This window comes from Pseudonocardia sp. Cha107L01, assembly GCF_052566575.1.
Window position 1 is genome coordinate 3,747,846 of sequence record NZ_CP199579.1, and the last position, 17,880, is coordinate 3,765,725.

The window sequence follows — 17,880 nt, forward strand, 5'->3', positions numbered from 1 at the left end:
AGGAGCGGAGGAACTACGAGGGGGTCGGCTCACGCTGAACGAGAGCGTCGGCATAGCCTGCGGCTTCTTCATTGCCTGCCTGCATCGGATGGGCCTGATCACGCTCACCCACACGCCCAACCCGATGGGTTTCCTTACCGAGATCTGCGGCCGGCCCAGCGGCGAACGGCCCTACATTCTCTTCCCGGTGGGGTACCCGGCGGGCGACGCCGAGGTGCCCGACCTGCGCCGCAAGAGCCTCGCCGAGGTGCTCGTCCAGGTGCCGCCCGCCTAGGGGCGGCAGGAAACGGGGCAGCCCTCGGGGACTGACGTCAGCCGAGACGCCCGGACACCCGGACCAGCAGCGCGTTGAGCAGGTTGATCTCCTCGGGGCCGACAACGGACACCAGGTCGTCGTGCTCGCGCTTCACCAGGACGGTCCATTGCCGCACCGCCTGGCGGCCGCGGTCGGACGCGAACACCAGCACCCGCCGCCGGTCCGCATCGTCGACCCGGCGCAGGACGAGATTGGCCGAGACCATCCGGTCGACGACCTTGGTGAGAGTTGGGGCCTGCACCATCGCGAACTCGGCGATCTCGGTCATCGTGTGCCCGACGTCGCCGTCGAGCAGCGACAGCACCCGCCACTCCTCGATCGTTGCGCCGTTCGACTTCAGTACTTCCGTGAGCCTCTGCACCACGCTCCGCTCGACGAGCGTGAGCAACCGGGCGAAGTCAAGATCCTGCGTTTGGGTCACCGGAAGTGTCGTCATTGCCCTGCCGTGGGACGCATCGTGAGGTTGTGACGGCAGCGTACTGGAGCCACCACGGCTGAGGCCATGGGAGATACCTCATTCGATGAAATATTCCTGTAGCAAGGTTTCGCTACCATCGCGCGCATGCTGGAGGCAAGCCCGCCTGGCTCCCTGGTGCGGCCGGGGGAGGCAGACACGCTGAACGTCGCCATCGTGGTGCCACTGCAGGGACCGGCCGGGATCTTCGGCCCGTCCTGCGAGTGCTGTGCCCAGCTGGCGGCCGAGGAGGTCAACGCCGGGTCCGGCGTGCTGGGCAAGGAGATGCGCCTCACGCTCGTCGACGGCGGTGCGTCGCCGTCGGAGGTCGCGGACGAGGTCGATGCCCTGGTCACGGCCGGCTCGGTCGACGCGGTGGCGGGCTGGCACATCTCCGCCGTGCGCGAGGTCGTCGCCCCGCGCATCAACGGCAGGGTGCCCTACATCTACACCGCGCTCTACGAAGGTGGTGAGCGTGGCGACGGTGTCTTCCTCACCGGGGAGACGCCGAACCGGCAGCTGGGGCCGACGCTGCGGTGGTTCGCCAGTGAGCTGGGCCTGCGGCGTTGGACGATCGTGGGCGACGACTACATCTGGCCGAGGGCGTCCGCCGCCTCGGCCCACCGCTACCTGGCTGAGCTGGGTGGCGTGGTGTGCGACGAGATCTATGTGCCGCTCGGCACGGAGGACTTCGAGGCGGTGCTGGACCGGGTCGTGGCCAGTCGCTGCGACGGTGTCCTCATGCTGCTGATCGGCAACGACGCGGTGGCTTTCAACCGTGCGTTCTGCCGCGCCGGGCTGGATCGGGACCACATCCGGTTCAGTTCGTTGATCGAGGAGAACGTGCTGCTCGCGACGGGTGCGGAGAACACCAGGGGACTGATGACCTCGGCCGGCTACTTCGAAGACCTGCCGACGGCGTCCGGGCTCGACTTCGCGGCGACCTACTTCCGCCGCTTCGGTCCGGGGGCGCCGGTGCTCAACAGCCTGGGCGAGTCCTGCTACGAGGGCGTCCGGCTGCTCACCGAGCTGCTGCACCGGGCCGGCGAGGTGGACGTGGCGCGCATCCAGGCGATGGCCGAGGGCCTGGAGTACGAGAGCCCCCGGGGAACGGTCCAGGTGCGGGACCGCCACCTCATGCAGCGCGTCTTCCTCGCCGCCGCGGACGGGCTGCAGTGGGACGTGCTCCAGCAGCTCTAGCCGCCGGGGCGCGCGCCTCAGTTAACGCACACGTTACCCATGCAGTCTTGCCTATCACTTCACTAGGAAATAATTTCCAAATGAAGTGTTGAGAGGCAGTAGTGTCCGTGTCAACGGCGCGGCGTGCAGCTCACCCACGTGCACGTGCCCAGCGGCCGCACACCGGCTGGCGGGGGCAGGAGCCGGTAGCCCTCGAGCTCCGGGACCACGTATCGGAGGCATTGATGAGTTCAGATGTGCAGTTGCCGGATGTGGCGGCGGCGGCCGCGGCGACGGCGGCGAGCAGGACGACGCGCAGCTACAACGCGGCGGTCGCCAACGAGACGCTCGAGGACTACTCGCTGCGCTACGCGCCGCGGTCGTTCCGACGCTGGTCGGAGTTCACCGTGGCGAACACCGCGATCGGCGGGATCGCCTACCTCGCCGATTTCGCCATCGGCGCGTCCATCGCCATCACGCACGGCGCCATGAACGCTATCGCGGCGGTCCTGGTCGCGGCGTTGGTGATCTTCGTGACCGGTATCCCGATCGCCTACTACTCGGCGAAGTACTCCATCGACATGGACCTGCTGACCCGTGCGGCCGGGTTCGGCTACCTGGGCTCGACGATCACCTCGATCGTCTACGCGAGCTTCACCTTCATCTTCTTCGCCCTCGAGGGCTCGATCATGGCCCAGGCCTTCAACGTGGGCTTCGGGCTCCCGCTGGTGATCGGGTACGTCGTCGCCTCGCTCGTCATCATCCCGCTGGTCGTGTTCGGGATGACCCTGTTGTCCAAGCTGCAGGTGTGGACGCAGCCGGTCTGGCTGGTGCTGATGTTCGCCCCGTTCGTCTACGTCGGGTTCAAGGACCCGGGCAAGTACGCGGCGTTCACGCACTGGGGACCGCAGGGCGGAAGCGGGGCAAGTTTCGGCTGGCTGGGCTTCGGGCTCGGGATGGGGGTGGCGCTCTCCCTCATCGCGCAGATCGGCGAACAGGTCGACTACCTGCGGTTCATGCCGATCAAGACGGCACACAACGCCAAGCGTTGGTGGGCCTCGGTGATCCTCGCCGGCCCCGGCTGGGTCATCCTCGGGGCGGGCAAGCAACTCGGCGGGGCGTTCCTGGCCTTCCTGGTCTCCGGCGCCGTCGGTCTCACCCAGGCGGGCGAGCCGATCCAGGAGTACATCGGCGGCTTCGGCACCTTCCTGTCCGCCGGAGCGCTCGGCCTGGCCGTGTTCTTCGTGGTGCTCTCCCAGGTGAAGATCAACGTGGTGAACGCCTACTCCGGTTCACTGTCGTGGTCGAACTTCTTCTCCCGGGTACTGCACTACCACCCCGGCCGGGTCGTGTGGATCTTCTTCAACGTCGGCATCGCCCTCACGCTGATGGAACTGGGTGTGTTCGGCTTCCTGAACGCCGTCCTGGGTTTCTACTCCAACGTGGCCATCGCGTGGATGGGCGCACTGGTCGCCGACCTCGTGGTGAACAAACCGCTCGGCTTGAGCCCGCCCATGGTCGAGTTCAAGCGGGCGCACCTGTTCAACTTCAACCCGGTCGGCTTCGGCTCGATGGTGATCGCCTCGGTCGTGTCGATCCTGGCCTTCTTCAACGTCTTCGGTGCCTACGCCCAGGCGTTCTCACCGTTCCTCGCGCTGGCGATCGCATTCGTGCTCTCCCCGGTCATTGCCTTCGCGACGAAGGGGCGCTACTACATCGCACGGGCGGACACGTTGCCGGAGCCGCTGGTCGTCGACGGTCAACTCTCCACCGTCCTGCTCGAATGCACCGTCTGCGTGACCGAGTTCGAGCGACCGGACATGGCGAGCTGCCCGTTCCATCAGGGTGCGGTCTGCTCCCTGTGCTGCAGCCTCGACAAGCAGTGTCACGACATGTGCAAGACCACCACGCGCGGCGGCAACGGAACTCGCAAGGTGGACATCTCGATCACGCCGACGCCGAACTGACGCAAGGGGACCGTCTTGCCCGAGCTCATCTACCCGCTCGACTCGAACAAGAGCTTCATCGACCAGGAGAAGATCGGCCACAACCGTTGGCACCCGGACATCCCGGCCGCCGCGACGGTGAAGCCCGGTGACTCGTTCCGGGTGCACTGCCGGGAGTGGTTCGACGGCGCCATCCACAACGACGACTCCGCCGACGACATCCGGGACGCGCCCCTGTCCACCGTCCACGTACTGAGCGGACCCTTCGCGGTCGAGGGTGCTGAACCGGGGGACCTGCTCATCGTCGACATCCTCGACATCGGTCCGATTCCCCAGGAGGACTCGGGCCCGTTGGCGGGTCAGGGTTGGGGCTACACGGGCATTTTCCCGACGAACAACGGCGGCGGCTTCCTCACCGAGCAGTTCCCGGACGCCTACAAGGCGATCTGGGACTTCCGGGGGCAGACCGCAACGTCCCGCCACATCCCGGGCGTGTCGTTCACCGGCATCGTCCATCCGGGACTGATGGGTACCGCCCCATCAGCGCCGTTGCTGGCGAAATGGAACCGACGCGAAGGAGCGCTGCGCGCCACCGACCCGGAGCGGGTTCCCCCGCTCGCGCTGCCGCCGGAGCCCTCGGACGCCGTGCTCGGCACCCTGACGGGGCCGGAGTTCGACCGGATCGCGGCGGAGGCGGCCCGGACGGCGCCGCCTCGGGAGAACGGTGGCAACCAGGACATCAAGAACCTGACCAAGGGCTCCCGGGTGTTCTATCCGGTGTTCGTCCCCGGCGCGAAGCTGTCCGTCGGTGACCTGCACTTCTCGCAGGGCGACGGTGAGATCACCTTCTGCGGGGCCATCGAGATGGGCGGCTTCATCGACCTGCACGTGGATCTCATCAAGGGCGGCATGGAGACCTACGGGGTCTCCGAGAACGCGATCTTCATGCCGGGCAACACCGACCCCCAGTACAGCGAGTGGCTGGCCTTCTCCGGCATCTCGGTCACTCTGGACGGTGAGCAGCGCTACCTGGACTCCCACCTGTCGTACCAGCGGGCCTGCCTGCACGCGATCGACTACCTCACCAAGTTCGGCTACAGCCCCGAACAGGCGTACCTGCTGCTCGGCGCGGCGCCGATCGAGGGACGGCTGTCCGGCGTCGTGGACATCCCGAACTCGTGCGCGACCGTCTACCTGCCCACCGCGATCTTCGACTTCAACGTGCAGCCGAGCGCCTCCGGACCGGTGCGGATCAATGCCGGCCCCGGCGCGCCGAGGTCGCCCATGATCAGCTGATCCGCGACGCCGCGGCCGCGTGCCGCTCAGGGGGGCTCGGCGTCGTTTCCGCGGTGCGCGATGCTTGGGCGGTGTTGACCGATGTCGAGCCGTTCGGGCTGGCGCTGCTCCTGGCGGCCGCGGTGGTGTCGTTGGCGCTGTTGTCCAACCGGATCAGTGGGCGATTGCGGATCCCGGCCCCGGCGATCTTCATGGTGGCAGCGGCGGCGGCCTCGGACCTGATCCCGGCCCTGCAGAAGCTCGCGATCGGCACCGTCGAGCAGATCGTCACAGTGGCGTTGATCGTCATCCTGTTCGACGGCGGGATGCACATCGGGGCACGCAAACTCCGGGTGGCGCTGGGCACGATCCTGAGCGTGGGCGTGCTCGGCACATTCCTGACAACGGGTGCCATGGCGTTCCTGGCGCACAGCCTGTTCGGGTTCAGCTGGCCGCTGGCGCTGCTCCTCGGCACGGCGCTGGCACCCACCGACCCGGCGGTGGTGTTCTCGGTGCTCGGCAACCAGGAGATCAGCGGCCGGGCCGGTGTCATCATCGAGGGCGAGTCCGGCGCGAACGACCCGGTCGGCATCGCTCTGCTCGTCAGCCTGCTCACCGCCGCCTCCGGCACGGCCTGGCACCAGTTCGGAACCGCGCTGGGTGAGTTCGCCCTGCAGATGCTGATCGGCGCTGCCGTCGGCCTGGCCGGCGGGCAGCTGCTGTCGATCGCGATGCGCCGGCTGCAGCTTCCCAGCGAGGGCCTCTACCCCCTGCGGACACTCGCCATCGCGATCGGCCTCTACGGCGCCGCGACCGTGGCACACGGCTCCGGCTTCCTCGCGGTATTCGTCGCCGGGATCATGATCGGCGACATCGCCGCCCCGTTCAAACGTGAGATCGAGCGATTCCACACCTCGCTGGCCAGCCTGGCCGAGATCATCGCCTTCGTCGTCCTCGGCCTCACGGTGTCACTGTCGGATCTGTTCAGCACCAGGGCATGGCTGATCGGACTGATCCTCGCGCTGTTGCTGGCGTTCGTCGTGCGGCCGCTGGTGGTCGGCCCGCTGCTGCTGGCTACCCGCCTGCGAGCGGGGGAGAGGGTGTTCGTGCTCTGGGCCGGGCTCAAGGGGGCGGTGCCGATCCTGCTGGGCACCTACATCCTCGCCGCCGGCTCGCCACAGAACATCCTGGCCTACGAGGTCATCTTCATGGTCGTCGCCTTCTCCGTCATCGTCCAGGGCGGCCTGGTGCCCACCGTCGCCCGCTGGTGCGGGGTCACGATGGAGCGGGTCGAACCCCGACCCTGGTCACTCGGTATCCGGCTACGGGACCAGCCGGAGGGCGCCCGCCGCTACCAGGTCATCGCCGACGCGCCCGCCGACGGCCGATCCGTCCGTGAGCTGCACCTCGGCGACGAGATATGGATCAGCCTCATCGTCCGCGACGGACGCTCAGTACCCGTCCGCGCGGACACCGCGCTACAGGCCGGCGACGAAATCCTGGTCCTGACCGACCCCTCGAGCGAAGCCGACATCAGCTCGATCTTCACCGGCCACAGCGGCGACAACCGGCCCTGAGCCATCGAACCCACGGGCCTAGTGCCCGGCGTCCGAAGTCTTTTGCCGATCTCCGGCGCCCAGATGGCGCCTCGCGGCGTTGTCGTCGGGGCCGATACAACGACGGTATCGGCCCTCCGAGGAAGACAGAGCCTTGCGATGCATCCATCTGGATCACCGAATATCTGGCAAGGACTTCGGACGCAGGGCACTAGACGGTCCGCTCGCGGCCGGCCCTGACTCAGGGCCGGCCGCGCCGAATCGCTAGGACGACCCTGAACAAGGCATGCGCTGCCCGGCCTCGGCGGGTCTCCCGGTTTCGACAAGTCCGGTCAGGGCCTTCGGCAGTGGGCCCCGGTGCAGGACGCCGAGGCGTTGGGTGGCGCGGGTGAGGGCGACGTAGAGTTCGGCCGCGCCGCGTGGGCCGTCGGCGATGATCCGTTCCGGTTCCACGACCAGGACGGCGTCGAACTCCAGCCCCTTCGTCTCCGAAGGCAGCAGAATCGGCACCGCGCCCGGCACTGTGCTCGTCCTCCCGGCCGCCCCTCCCGCTGGCCCGATCACGACGCTGGTGCCCTCTCGGCCGGCTTCGTCCCGCACGAACTCCTCGATGGCCGCGGCCAGGTCGTCCTCGGTGACCTGCCTGGACCATGGCTGGACGCCGCACGCGCGGACCGACTCCGGTGGCTGGACCCCGGGTGCGAACTCGGCGAGCAGCGCGGCGGCGACCGTCATGATCTCCGCCGGCGTGCGGTAGTTGACCGTCAGCGACCGGTACACCCAGCGTCCGGGCACGTACGGCTCCAGCATCGTGTCCCACGATGTTGCCCCGGCCGCCGACCGGCGTTGGGCGAGGTCGCCGACCACCGTGAACGACCTGGCCGGGCAGCGCCGCATCAGCACCCGCCAGTCCATCTCGGACAGCTCCTGGGCCTCGTCGACCACGACGTGCCGGTAGGTCCAGTCCCGGTCCGCGGCGGCACGCTCGACGAGCTCACGGGTGTCGTGCTCGACGAACCGGTCGGCCAGGTCCTGCGAGTAGAGCAGGTCCGTGGCGAACAGGTGGTCCTCGTCGTCCATCGAGTCCTCGCGCCTGGCGAGCATGTCCAGCGCAGCATCGGCGTACTCCGCCTCGGCCTTCCGCCCCTGCTCGGCGGCCCGCTGGGCGGCCTGGTCGGCCGCCTTGTCGCGACCGAGCAGGTCGACCAGTTCGTCGAGCAGCGGCACGTCCGACACGGTCCAGGCGGTGCCGTCGCCGCGTGCCAACGCCGGGTCCGCACCGGCCGCCCGCAACCGTTCCGGGGACGTGTACAGCGGTCCCAGCAGCGCCTCCGGCGTGAGGATCGGCCAGAGTTCGTCGAGGACGGCGGTGAACCTGTCGTCGCCGGCGAGCTCTTTGAGTAGCACGCCCCGCAGGCGCTCCCACTCCGCGCGGTCCTCCCGGGTGAGCCAGCCCTGGCCGATCCGGGATATCGCCCGCTCGGTGAGCACGTACGCGATGATCTCGATGAACACCGCGCGGGCCTCGTTGTGCGGCCGCCCGCTCGCGCGCGCCTCCTCCCTGGCCCACTCGCAGATCTCGCCGTCGATCTGCAACGGCACCCCTGCCAGGGTGATCGGCAGCGGATCCTCCGGCAGCCGCTGCCGGTGGGCGACGGCCGCCGCGAGCACGTCGAGCATCTTCAGCGAGCCCTTGAGCCGCGCGGCCTCCGGGGTGTCCTCGGCGGTGACGTGCAGGCCGGGCACCAGGTCCCCGGTGGTCATGAACACCACGTCGGACTCGCCCAGCGACGGCAGGACGCGGCTGATGTGGTTCAGGAACGCCGGGTTGGGCCCGACCACGAGCACACCGTGGCGTTCGATCCGCTCCCGCTGGGTGTAGAGCAGGTACGCGACGCGGTGCAGCGCCACCACGGTCTTCCCGGTGCCCGGGCCACCCTCGATCACCAGCACGCCCGGGTGATCGTGCCGGATGATCTCGTCCTGCTCGGCCTGGATCGTCATGACGATGTCGCGCATCCCGTCACCGCGCGGGGCGTTCACCGCCGCGAGCAGTGCCGTGTCTCCCCGAACGTCACCGTCCGCGGCGCCGTTCGGGCGGCCGAACACCTCGTCGGTGAAATCGACCACCTTGCGCCCTCGGGTGTGGAACTGGCGGCGCCGGCGCATGTTCTCCGGGTTCGCGCCGGTGGCGACGTAGAAGGCGCGCGACGCCGGTGCCCGCCAATCCAGCAACAGTGGGTCGTAGTCGTTCTCCTCGTCGAAAATGCCGATCCGGCCGATGTACGAACGTTCGCCCGAAACGGCGTCCAGCCGGCCGAAACACAGCCCGTTGTCCGCGACGTGCAGCCGCTTCGCCTGCTTGGCCGACGCGCGCACCTGGACGTCCCGTTCCATGGGTGACCCGCCCGTTCCTCCCAACGCCGCCACGTACTCGCGCTCCACCCGTGCGCGCTCGGCGTCGAGCCGCGCGTAGAGCCCGGCCACGTAAATCCGCTCGGACCGCAATTCCTCTTCGTAACCCTGAGTTGACAAAAGCCCCTCACAGCGCTTAATCTGAGTCTTGATTCGGCGGTTTCTCCATTGGCTTATGGAGTGCACGCCGACTTTTTATTGTCCACCTCTTGTCAAGCCCCTTCGCGCGTTGCCGCCCTGTTCGGGGCTTCCCGGAATACCCGCGCCGGGCACGTTGTCGCGCATTCCATCACAACGGCCCGCCTTTTCGGCCGCACACCGCGCGCTCAGCTCGCGCCAGCGCCGAACCACCTCGGCAGCTGACTGAGCAGAGCGGTCTGATCTTCGCCGACCCAGGCCACGTGACCGTCCGGCCGCAGCAGCACCGCGGGCACGTCGAGCTCCTCACTGACGTCGACGACGTGGTCGACCCGATCCGCCCACCCCGCCACCGAGAGCCGGCCGGTCTGGTCGAGCAGCAACCCGCGACCACCGTGCATCAGTCCGTAGAGGCGCTCCCGCTTCAACTCTACGTCCCGCAGCCGCCGGCCGACGAGTGGATGCTCGTCGCCGAAGTCGTAGCGGATCCCGATCGCGATGATCTTCTCGGTCAGGTAGCGGTTCACCTCCTCGAAGTCCATCAGCTCCGACACCAGCCGGCGCACCGCCGCCGGACCCGGCTCGACGGACATCAGCACGGTCTGCGCGCGGGTGTTGTCCAGCACGGCGGCGGCGACCGGGTGCCGTTCGGTGTGGTAGCTGTCCAGCAGCCCCTCCGGTGCCCAGCCGCCGACTTCGGCGGCCAGCTTCCAGCCCAGGTTGAACGCGTCCTGGATGCCGAGGTTGAGCCCCTGCCCACCGACCGGCGGGTGGATGTGCGCCGCGTCGCCGGCCAGCAGCACCCGGCCGACCCGGTAGCGCTCGGCCTGCCGGGTGGCGTCGCCGAAGCGGGACAGCCAGCGCGGTGAGTGCACGCCGAAGTCGGTGCCGGCGACCGCCCGCAGCTGCCGCTTGACCTCCTCGAGGGTCGGCGCGACGGTGCGGTCCTCGGCCAGCCCGGCGGCGGGCACGACGACGCGGAACACCCCGTCCCCGATGGGCCCGGCGCCGAACCACAGCCGGGTCTTGCGTACCTCGGCCACCACGGCGGCCACCGTCTCCGCCGGCTCGCCCACCTGCATCTCGCCCAGCAGCGTCTCGATCCGGGTGGGCTCGCCGGGGAAACCGACGCCGAGCAGCTTGCGCACCGTGCTGCGGCCGCCGTCGCAGCCGACGAGGTAGCGGGCCTGAAGTCGGGTCCCGTCGGTGCCGATACTCGTTCCGCTGGCGCTACTCTCGGCGCCGATACTCGTTCCGCTGGCGCTACTCTCGGCCAGCTCAACGGTCACCCCGTTCTCATCCTGGCTCAGCCCGACCAGTTCGCAGCCGCGCCGGATCTCGACGCCGACCTCTCCTGCGTGCTCGGCCAGCAGGCGGTCGGTGAGGGGCTGCGGGATGCCGAGGACGTACGGATGCGCGGTGTCCAGCCGCTCCGGCGACGGCTTGGTGATGCCGGCGAAGAAGCCACCGACCGGGTACTGCTTGCCGAGCGCGAGGAACCGCTCCAGCAGACCGCGCTGGTCCATCACCTCGACGCTGCGCGCGTGCAGGCCGAGCGAGCGGACAACCCTGGTCGGCTCCGTGTCCTTCTCCAGCACGACCACGCGCACGCCGTGCAGCCGCAACTCGCTGGCCAGCATCAAGCCGGTCGGTCCGCCGCCGACCACGATCACGTCAATCATGAAATCCCCCCAGGCCATCGCGTTCGAGTTCACTGTCGTCACAGTTGTGCGATCCGACTCCCATTTCCGCAGGTCTTGGCTTCGGCGCGCAATTCTGCGGCACGACCCGGGGCTTGCCGCAAGCCCCCCGGTGCGCTATAAGTTGAGAATGGGAAGGGACGGGTGCCCTTCCGCTATTCGGCGCCTTCTCACGCTCAGGAGCAGCGTGCCCCGCACTCAGGGCCTTCATCTCGGATCTCCCCATTCAGCGGTACTGGCCGTGGCCAACTCGCGTGTCGTCTACAGCTGCGTCTGACCGCCGTTGATCTGATCGTCTGTCAGTGAATGACAAAATAGACGGTGCTGTTCCTGCGGCAGGGATTCAACGAGACCACCATCGACCAGGTCGCCGCCGCGGTCGGCATGTCCGGGCGCAGCGTGTTCCGCTACTTCGCCACCAAGGAAGACATGGTTCTGGGAGACATGCTCCCCGTCGGCCACGACCTGGCCGCCGCGTTGGAGGCCCGGCCGGCCGAGGAGTCGCCCTGGGAGGCATTGCGTCGAGCACTGGACGAACCCCTGGCCGCCCTCAACACCGACGGCGGCAGGGCGCTGGCCAGGGCCACCATGCTGGCGACCACCCCCGCGCTCCGGGCCGCCGCGCAACAGAAGCACGCTCAGTGGGAGCAGTTGCTCGTGCCCCGCGTTGTTCAGCGCATCGAGGGGCCCGCGGCCACTCGGGAACTGCGCGCCCACGCGATCGTCTCGGCCGCGCTGTCCTGCCTGGAGGTGGCGACCGGGATGTGGGTGAAATCCAGCGGAACGAAGGCACTGGGCACCCTGCTGGACACGGCCATCCAGGCCGTTCGGAGCTGAGGCGCTGCCTGTCGGTCAGTCCAGGTAGTCCGGGGGCCAGTCGTCGGCCGCGAGCAGGCGGCGCAGCGAGTCCAGGTCGCGGCGCGCCTGTGCGTCTTCGACGGCGGTGACCGCTCCGTCGTAGGGGCGCCTGGCGGTTTCCAGGTAAGCCCACTCGCCGTCGGGCCGTGATGGCCGGCGCCCGAGCTCGTAGTGCCACCGCACCAGCCGGCCGGTCTCATCCGAGCCGATCAGCTCGACCGCCTTGGGCGGCACACCGTCAGCGTCCACCTCCACGGGCAGCGTCACCCGGTGACTGCCGTCCGCGCCGTAGAACGGCACCTCCCGCGCGCTGGCCACCAGACCGCCCTCGCTCCCGCGACCGTGACTGAGGGCGCCGGTGCCCGTGAGTTCCTCCCGCATTCTCAACCCAGACCCGCACGCACGGCCAGACCTCAGAGCCGTCCAGGACACCTAGTGCCGCGCCGTCCGTGGTGCGGCGGCTGGAAGTTGGCTGGCTTCGGCGGCCGGCCAGCGGAGCGGATCGGGGCCGAGAAGGACCAGTTCGGCGACCTGCAGCGCACACCACGGCGACACCTGGCGTTCGCCCGCGAGGATGTCGGCGGTGAAGGTCGTCCACTGCAGCCACTCGGCGCTGTCGACCTCGTCCGGGTTCGGGGTCGGGGTTGTCGGACTGGCCAGGGCGGTGAACACGGGGCACAGCTCGTTCTCCACCGTGCCGTCCGCCATGGTGGCGCGGTAGGAGAAAGTCGGGAGTACCAGCGTGAGGTCGATCGGACTGATCCCCAGCTCCTCGCGGGTGCGCCGCTCGATTGCGGACTCGAGCGGCTCGTCGGGCGCGGGGTGGCCGCAGCAACTGTTCGTGACGACACCCGGCCAGGTGTGCTTGGTGTAGGCGCGGCGCGTGAGGAGAAATCGGCCCGCCTCGTCGAAGAGGTAACAGGAGAAGGCCAGGTGTAGGGGAGTGTGACCGTGATGTACATATCTCTTGGGTCGCGTGCCGACCACCTCACCGTCGGGTCCGCACAGTACGACTCTCTCGTCGGCACTATTACAGACGGCCATGTCACACACCTGCCGCGAACGAAGGGTTGCGGACCGGGCTGAGCACAACCGAATACTGCCAAGATCGCCGGACGGGGCCAACCGGGGCGGGTGGCGGGGGCGGCCGACAGGCCAACCGCGGCGCGGGTGAACGTTGGCCGATATGACGGCGGCGGTCAGACTCGGTTCAGACGCGCGAGCAACCGTGCACGCGGGCGGCCTCATACAGGTCGTCGCGGGCGGACGGGTGGGGTCGAGTCAGTTCGGCAAGCGCCCAGTGCAGATCGCGGCTGCGAATCATCCTCAGGAGGACGACGCCGCCCGCTGTTCCGCCGGCGAGCAAGGCCCCGGCTAAGCAGGCAACGAGCGGCAAGGTACCCAACGAGACCTGCCCCTATCGATGGAGGTGAGCGACGCTCTGACCTGTTCAACGTAGCGTCGCCGGGCGAGCTCCGTTACCTACTAAAGTGGAACAGGTTCCCTCAATTGTGCGGCCAGCTGCCCAGGGGTGCCGTCGGTGCAGTCACGGCTGGGGGTGGGCGTGCCTAGGGGGCTCCCGGTGCCGGTGAGGTAGACGTGGCGGACGGGCGGGACCGCGGCGAATCAGGTAGTCGGGGGAGTGGCACGAACGAGGCCGGGTCGGCCGGTCGAGGTGTGCTCGGTGCGGCCGGCGGCGCCGCGCTCAGCCGAGCTATCTCGGGTGTGCTCGGTGCGGCCGGCGGCGCCGCGCTCAGCCGAGCTATCTCGCGGTCGAGCACGCCACGCAGCTCCGCGAGCCGTGACCGCGTACACGAGTCCGTTTCCTGCAGCTCGCTGGCGCGTTTCCGCCCCGTGCGGGTCAGCTCGGCGGCGGTGCGCCGGGCCTGCGTGGTGGTGTGGTCCGCGCGCGTCCGGGCATCGGCCAGGAGCCGATCGGCGTCGACCTGGCACTGCGCGGTGATGCGCTCCGCCTGCCCGCGAGCATCGGCGAGCAGCCGGTTGGCTTCAGCACGATCGTCAGCCGCCGCGCTCTCCAGCGCTGCCGCAACGTGGCGGGCCTGCGCGGTGATGCGGCCAGCCTGCCCGCGAGCATCGGCCAGGAGCTGATCAGCGTCGGCGCGACGGATCGCCACGGTCCGCTCGAGAGCGGCGACGGTCTCCTCCCGGCGGGACGCCATCTCAACGGCGAAGTCCCGCTCGATCCGTGCGCGCTCGTCGGCCGCCTGAGTGTTCAGTTCGTGGCGCTGCGCCTCGCTGTGTTCCCTCAGTCGTACCACCTCGGCCGATGCCTCCGACCGGATGCGCTCCGCGTGACCGCGTGCGGCCGCGACGAGTTCCTCGGCCCGTGCCGCCGCATCCGTGCTGATCCGCTCGGCCTCCTGGTGTGCCGGGGCCAGCAATGCCCGCAGCCGTGCCTGGTCGGCGGCGAGCTGGTTGCGTTCGTAGTCGAGCCGCTTGCGTAGCTGCTCATTGCGGCGCCGGCCGATCTCGGCCTGCGCCACGACCGCGCGGGCTTCCTCCCGCGCCGATGTGCGCAGCTGGGTGACCTCCTCCGTGGCCAGCTCGAGCATCACGCCCATCCGCCCGCTCAACCCTTCGGCCGAATTCGGCGACGCGACCAGCCGGTGCAGCTGATCGCGCAGCCGGTCCTTCTCCGCGCTCTCCCGCTCGACCCGGCGAAGCAGTTCGTCGCGGTGTTCGACCACGGCGTCCCGATCGGCGGCGAGCATGAGAATCTGGGCTCCCAGATATCGCACGTACTCATCGACCTCGCCGGGGTTGTAGCCCCGGCGGGTCACGGAGAACTCCCCGCCTGGAGCGGGCGAGCTGGTATCCGCGAGCGCCATGTCACCACCGTAGCTCTGCCTGCTCGCCCGGCGACACATCCGAATACGCGTTCCACGCGTCTGCCGCGGCAACGTAGTCATCGGGCAGCAGTCGGGAACAGGTGGTGCTCGATCTGGTGGCTGAGGTTGCCGAATGATGTGCATCAACGGCGGCCCGTCGAGGTTGCTCGAGCCGAGCAGTCGGCGCAGGTACCACTGCCCGCGGGTCTCGCCCTCGAGCTGGTCCTCGGTGAACGTCTCCGCGCCGGAGGCCAGCCCGGACAGCAACGGGAACGCAAGGTAGTCCTTGGCCAGCTGACCGGATACCTTCTGCCACAGTCCGGCGAGCTCGGTCTTCGCCACCGACCACGGCTTGGTCCCGGCGGGGACCTTCTCCAGCGCGATTTCGTAGATCGCGATGCCGTACTCGAACCCGAGCGCGAGACCGATGTCGTAGATCGGCTGCAACAGGTAGATCGGCTTCCACGGCTGCTCGGGGTCGATCCGCATCACCGCGTAGCCGAGGTCGCGGTCCTTGCCGAGCACGTTGGTGAAGGTGTGGTGGACGTAGTTGTGCGAGTGCTTCCATCCCTTCGCGGTCGGCGCGAAGTCCCCCCGGTACCGGCAACCCAGGCCGGCGGGAACAGTGACACCAGCAGCAGCCCGCGCCCGCTCACCTCGAGCCCGCGTTGCACCGCGATGACGCGGCGATGTACCGGGCGTCGGACTCACCGAGATCGTCGATCACCGAGGCGCGGGGCTCCATAAATAGGGGTGGACGTCGCCCCGCTGACCAGCTGGGGCGACGTCCAAGCCGCACGAGTGATCGGGTTACCATGCGTGCACAGTGCGCCGTGTTGCTCGGTCTCGGCGTCGGCATACGAGGACCGTGTGCTGACGCAGGCCCGCGGCGCTCGCCTTATCGCGGCGGAGCTTCGCGTGGGTGCCCGGTGCTACCCGTGCTGGGAACGCCAGCCGGGAGGACGGACCTTCTCTGCTGATCCGGCCTTGGCCTGTCGGCGTTCTGTACCTCAGGTCTACTCCGGTGTGCTCCACGACACAAGGGCAAAGCCGTAGGTCGATTCTCCGGCCGCGCCCATGTGTCGTGGAGGGTAGAGGTAACCATCGGGGGTTCTTCCCAGCTCAGTGGCGCTTTCTTCCCGCCCCGGGTCCATACTGGGGCACGGGGCGGCCGGGCGTCCTGCCTGACCGCGACCCCGGAGGTCACCATGGGGATACTGCATCCCAGACCAGGGCCGCATCCGGTGCACACCGTGCACCGAGTCGGGGCTGCCGCGATCGGCGTCTTCCTCATGTGCTTCGGTGCGCTCGGCTTCCTGCGGGGACTGGCGTTCCTGGCCACCGAGGGCCCGACGGTGCTGGGGTTGTCCTCGAACGGCCTGCTCGCAGCCATCTCGCTGATCGTGGGACTCGTGCTGCTCGTGTCCGCCGTGGCGAAGGGGCCGACGGCGTCCACCACGTCGATCGTGTTGGGCGTGCTGTTCCTGTTGTCCGGTATGGCGAACAACCTCGTGCTCGGGACCCGGATGAACCTGCTCGCGTTCCGGCCGGCGAACATCGTGTTCAGCTTCGCCGTCGGTGCCGTGCTGCTGATTCTGGGCTCCTACGGCCGCATCACCGGTGGGCTCCCGCTGGACAACCCCTACCATCGGGACGCGCCGGGGGATTCGACGGCCGAACAGCAGCGTGACTGGATGCCCGACGCGACGGCGGCCGGGGAGCTCGCCGAGGCCGAGCGCGCCTATGCGTTGCACTACGCGACAGCCGAGCAGCTCGAGCGCCTCGCCGTGGTCCACGGGTACCGTCCCCTCCCCGAGCGCTACCGAGCGTGGCAGGACAGCGGGCACCCCCGGACGCCCGAGCAGGGATCCGGAACTGAGCCCGCCGGGCCGGTCAGCGAGGCCCGCTGATGGCGCGGCCGAACACCGTCGCGCGCGACACCCGCGTACATCCCTGGGTCGGAGACACGTTTCGGGCCGGAGCGCTGTGGGTGCGGGTCGAGCGGGTACTCAGCAGTCGGATAGTGCTGCGCCTCATCAGGCCCGGGATCGGGGAGCGGACCGTCGCGGTGGCGGTCCCACTGCCGGATGCGCTCGTGCCCACGCACTGGTCCCGAACGGATCTGGCTTGGGCCCGCGCCCACGTGGTCACCAGAAACAACCTCTGAGCCTTCGCCCGTTGCGCGTGGTCAGCTCCAGCCGCGCCGCCGGCGTGCGGACGTCACCCGCGTTCGGTGGGTTCGCCGATCGGTGATCCGGGTGCGTTCGCCGGGTCGGTCCCGCCGCTGGTGCTCCCGCTCGAGTGCGGCGCGGCGGCGAGGACCGCCCCGTTGGGCCGCTGTGGCTCGCCGGTGAGCCGGTTGAGCGGGTAGGGCAGGGGCTCGAGCGGGTGTCGGCGAAGCTGGACGACCTGGTAAACGATCAGCACGATCAGCAGCGCCAGCAGTGCGACCGAGCCCCACAACGTGCCCCAACCGAGCCCGCCCTCGTCGGTCGGTTTGGTCAGCGAGTCACCGCCGGCCGCACCCAACGGGCGGGTCAGGACGAACGCCACCCAGAACAAGAGCGTGCCGTTGATGTTGGTCAGGTAGTGCGCGGCCACGATCGCCACCATGACGCCGGCGATGATGAAGAAGGCGTTGCGGAACCCCAGGCCGGTGTCGTCGGACAGCCAGTCACCGCTGGAGGTGCCCAGGGTGTTCGAGACCAGGATCGCGACCCAGTAGAGGATCTCGCCCTTGCGGCTGGCGATGTTCTCCACGTCGTAGGTCTGCCCGGTGCGCCACCACACGAGAAAGACGATCACCAGGAGGCTGGTGAGCAGGACCGCGCCCCACGCGTAGCCGATCCCGTTCTGGGCGCTGCCGTGACCGAACCCGCGGTTGGAGAGGTCCGAGATCTCCGTCCCCACCATGCTGGTGCCCAGGACCACCGCCCAGAAGAGGGCCGAATGGAAGCGCTTGGCCCTGACCTGAGCCACCACGACGACCAGGAAGAACACCAGAAAGATCAGCGCGGTGGTGACGTAGCCGACCTGGAGGGTGATCCCGAACAGGTCTCCGGCGGTTTCGCCCAAGGTCACCGCGATGATTTTCAAGATCCAGAACAACAAGGTCACATGGGGGAGCTTGCGCAGCACATAGCGGGCCGGAACCTCCGGACCGGCCGGCCCGGGCACCGTTGCGGACATGGTTC

The 17,880-nt window shown here is 68.9% G+C and carries 15 protein-coding genes; 8 read left to right on the forward strand and 7 right to left on the reverse strand.

Annotated elements, in window-relative coordinates; translation table 11 throughout:
- Positions 1-88: 88 nt before the first annotated feature.
- On the forward strand, positions 89-274 hold the full coding sequence (locus tag ACTXG6_RS17790) for a hypothetical protein (RefSeq protein WP_445188927.1): 186 nt from the start codon (positions 89-91) through the stop codon (positions 272-274).
- A 37-nt stretch (positions 275-311) separates the two neighbouring features.
- Here the strand turns inward: ACTXG6_RS17790 and ACTXG6_RS17795 are convergent, their stop codons facing one another.
- Entirely contained in the window at positions 312-737 is a 426-nt protein-coding gene (locus ACTXG6_RS17795) for a MarR family winged helix-turn-helix transcriptional regulator (RefSeq protein WP_445188928.1), read from the reverse strand.
- A gap of 141 nt (positions 738-878) precedes the next feature.
- Here ACTXG6_RS17795 and ACTXG6_RS17800 point away from each other — a divergent pair, with 141 nt between their 5' ends.
- From ACTXG6_RS17800 to ACTXG6_RS17815, 4 genes are all read left to right on the forward strand, one after another.
- Positions 879-1,970 carry a substrate-binding domain-containing protein gene (locus ACTXG6_RS17800; RefSeq protein ID WP_445188929.1) on the forward strand — a complete coding sequence of 364 codons (1,092 nt, stop codon included), beginning with the start codon at positions 879-881 and terminating at the stop codon, positions 1,968-1,970.
- A gap of 224 nt (positions 1,971-2,194) precedes the next feature.
- On the forward strand, positions 2,195-3,916 hold the full coding sequence (locus ACTXG6_RS17805) for a purine-cytosine permease family protein (protein ID WP_445188930.1): 1,722 nt from the start codon (positions 2,195-2,197) through the stop codon (positions 3,914-3,916).
- A 15-nt stretch (positions 3,917-3,931) separates the two neighbouring features.
- A complete protein-coding gene (fmdA, locus tag ACTXG6_RS17810; protein WP_445188931.1) occupies positions 3,932-5,191 on the forward strand; it encodes a formamidase in 1,260 nt (419 codons plus the stop codon).
- Between the two features lie 71 nt (positions 5,192-5,262).
- Positions 5,263-6,747, forward strand: a complete 1,485-nt coding sequence (locus ACTXG6_RS17815; protein ID WP_445188932.1) for a potassium/proton antiporter — start codon at positions 5,263-5,265, stop codon at positions 6,745-6,747.
- A gap of 243 nt (positions 6,748-6,990) precedes the next feature.
- Here ACTXG6_RS17815 and helR read toward each other — a convergent pair whose 3' ends face one another.
- Together helR and ACTXG6_RS17825 are read right to left on the reverse strand one after the other, a co-directional pair.
- Positions 6,991-9,261, reverse strand: a complete 2,271-nt coding sequence (gene helR / locus ACTXG6_RS17820; protein ID WP_445188933.1) for an RNA polymerase recycling motor ATPase HelR — start codon at positions 9,259-9,261, stop codon at positions 6,991-6,993.
- A 206-nt stretch (positions 9,262-9,467) separates the two neighbouring features.
- Positions 9,468-10,961, reverse strand: a complete 1,494-nt coding sequence (locus ACTXG6_RS17825) for an FAD-dependent monooxygenase (protein ID WP_445190037.1) — start codon at positions 10,959-10,961, stop codon at positions 9,468-9,470.
- Positions 10,962-11,300: 339 nt separating this feature from the next.
- Here ACTXG6_RS17825 and ACTXG6_RS17830 point away from each other — a divergent pair, with 339 nt between their 5' ends.
- Entirely contained in the window at positions 11,301-11,816 is a 516-nt protein-coding gene (locus tag ACTXG6_RS17830) for a TetR/AcrR family transcriptional regulator (protein WP_445188934.1), read from the forward strand.
- A gap of 15 nt (positions 11,817-11,831) precedes the next feature.
- Here the strand turns inward: ACTXG6_RS17830 and ACTXG6_RS17835 are convergent, their stop codons facing one another.
- From ACTXG6_RS17835 to ACTXG6_RS17845, 3 genes are all read right to left on the reverse strand, one after another.
- A complete protein-coding gene (locus tag ACTXG6_RS17835; RefSeq protein WP_445188935.1) occupies positions 11,832-12,155 on the reverse strand; it encodes a hypothetical protein in 324 nt (107 codons plus the stop codon).
- Positions 12,156-12,269: 114 nt separating this feature from the next.
- Positions 12,270-12,881: an isopentenyl-diphosphate Delta-isomerase gene (gene idi / locus ACTXG6_RS17840; protein WP_445188936.1), complete on the reverse strand. Its 612-nt coding sequence runs from the start codon at positions 12,879-12,881 to the stop codon at positions 12,270-12,272.
- Positions 12,882-13,405: 524 nt separating this feature from the next.
- On the reverse strand, positions 13,406-15,211 hold the full coding sequence (locus ACTXG6_RS17845; protein WP_445188937.1) for a hypothetical protein: 1,806 nt from the start codon (positions 15,209-15,211) through the stop codon (positions 13,406-13,408).
- A 728-nt stretch (positions 15,212-15,939) separates the two neighbouring features.
- Between ACTXG6_RS17845 and ACTXG6_RS17850 the strand changes: the two genes are divergently transcribed.
- Together ACTXG6_RS17850 and ACTXG6_RS17855 are read left to right on the forward strand one after the other, a co-directional pair.
- Positions 15,940-16,596 (forward strand): DUF4383 domain-containing protein, encoded by a 657-nt coding sequence (locus ACTXG6_RS17850; RefSeq protein ID WP_445188938.1) that lies wholly within the window; start codon positions 15,940-15,942, stop codon positions 16,594-16,596.
- Positions 16,596-16,853 (forward strand): hypothetical protein, encoded by a 258-nt coding sequence (locus tag ACTXG6_RS17855; RefSeq protein ID WP_445188939.1) that lies wholly within the window; start codon positions 16,596-16,598, stop codon positions 16,851-16,853. Before ACTXG6_RS17850 ends, ACTXG6_RS17855 begins: the two co-directional genes overlap by 1 nt.
- 53 nt (positions 16,854-16,906) lie before the next feature.
- Here the strand turns inward: ACTXG6_RS17855 and ACTXG6_RS17860 are convergent, their stop codons facing one another.
- The gene (locus tag ACTXG6_RS17860; RefSeq protein ID WP_445188940.1) at positions 16,907-17,875 is read right to left on the reverse strand and encodes a COG4705 family protein; all 969 of its coding nucleotides are present in this window, start codon (positions 17,873-17,875) and stop codon (positions 16,907-16,909) included.
- Positions 17,876-17,880: the final 5 nt, after the last annotated feature.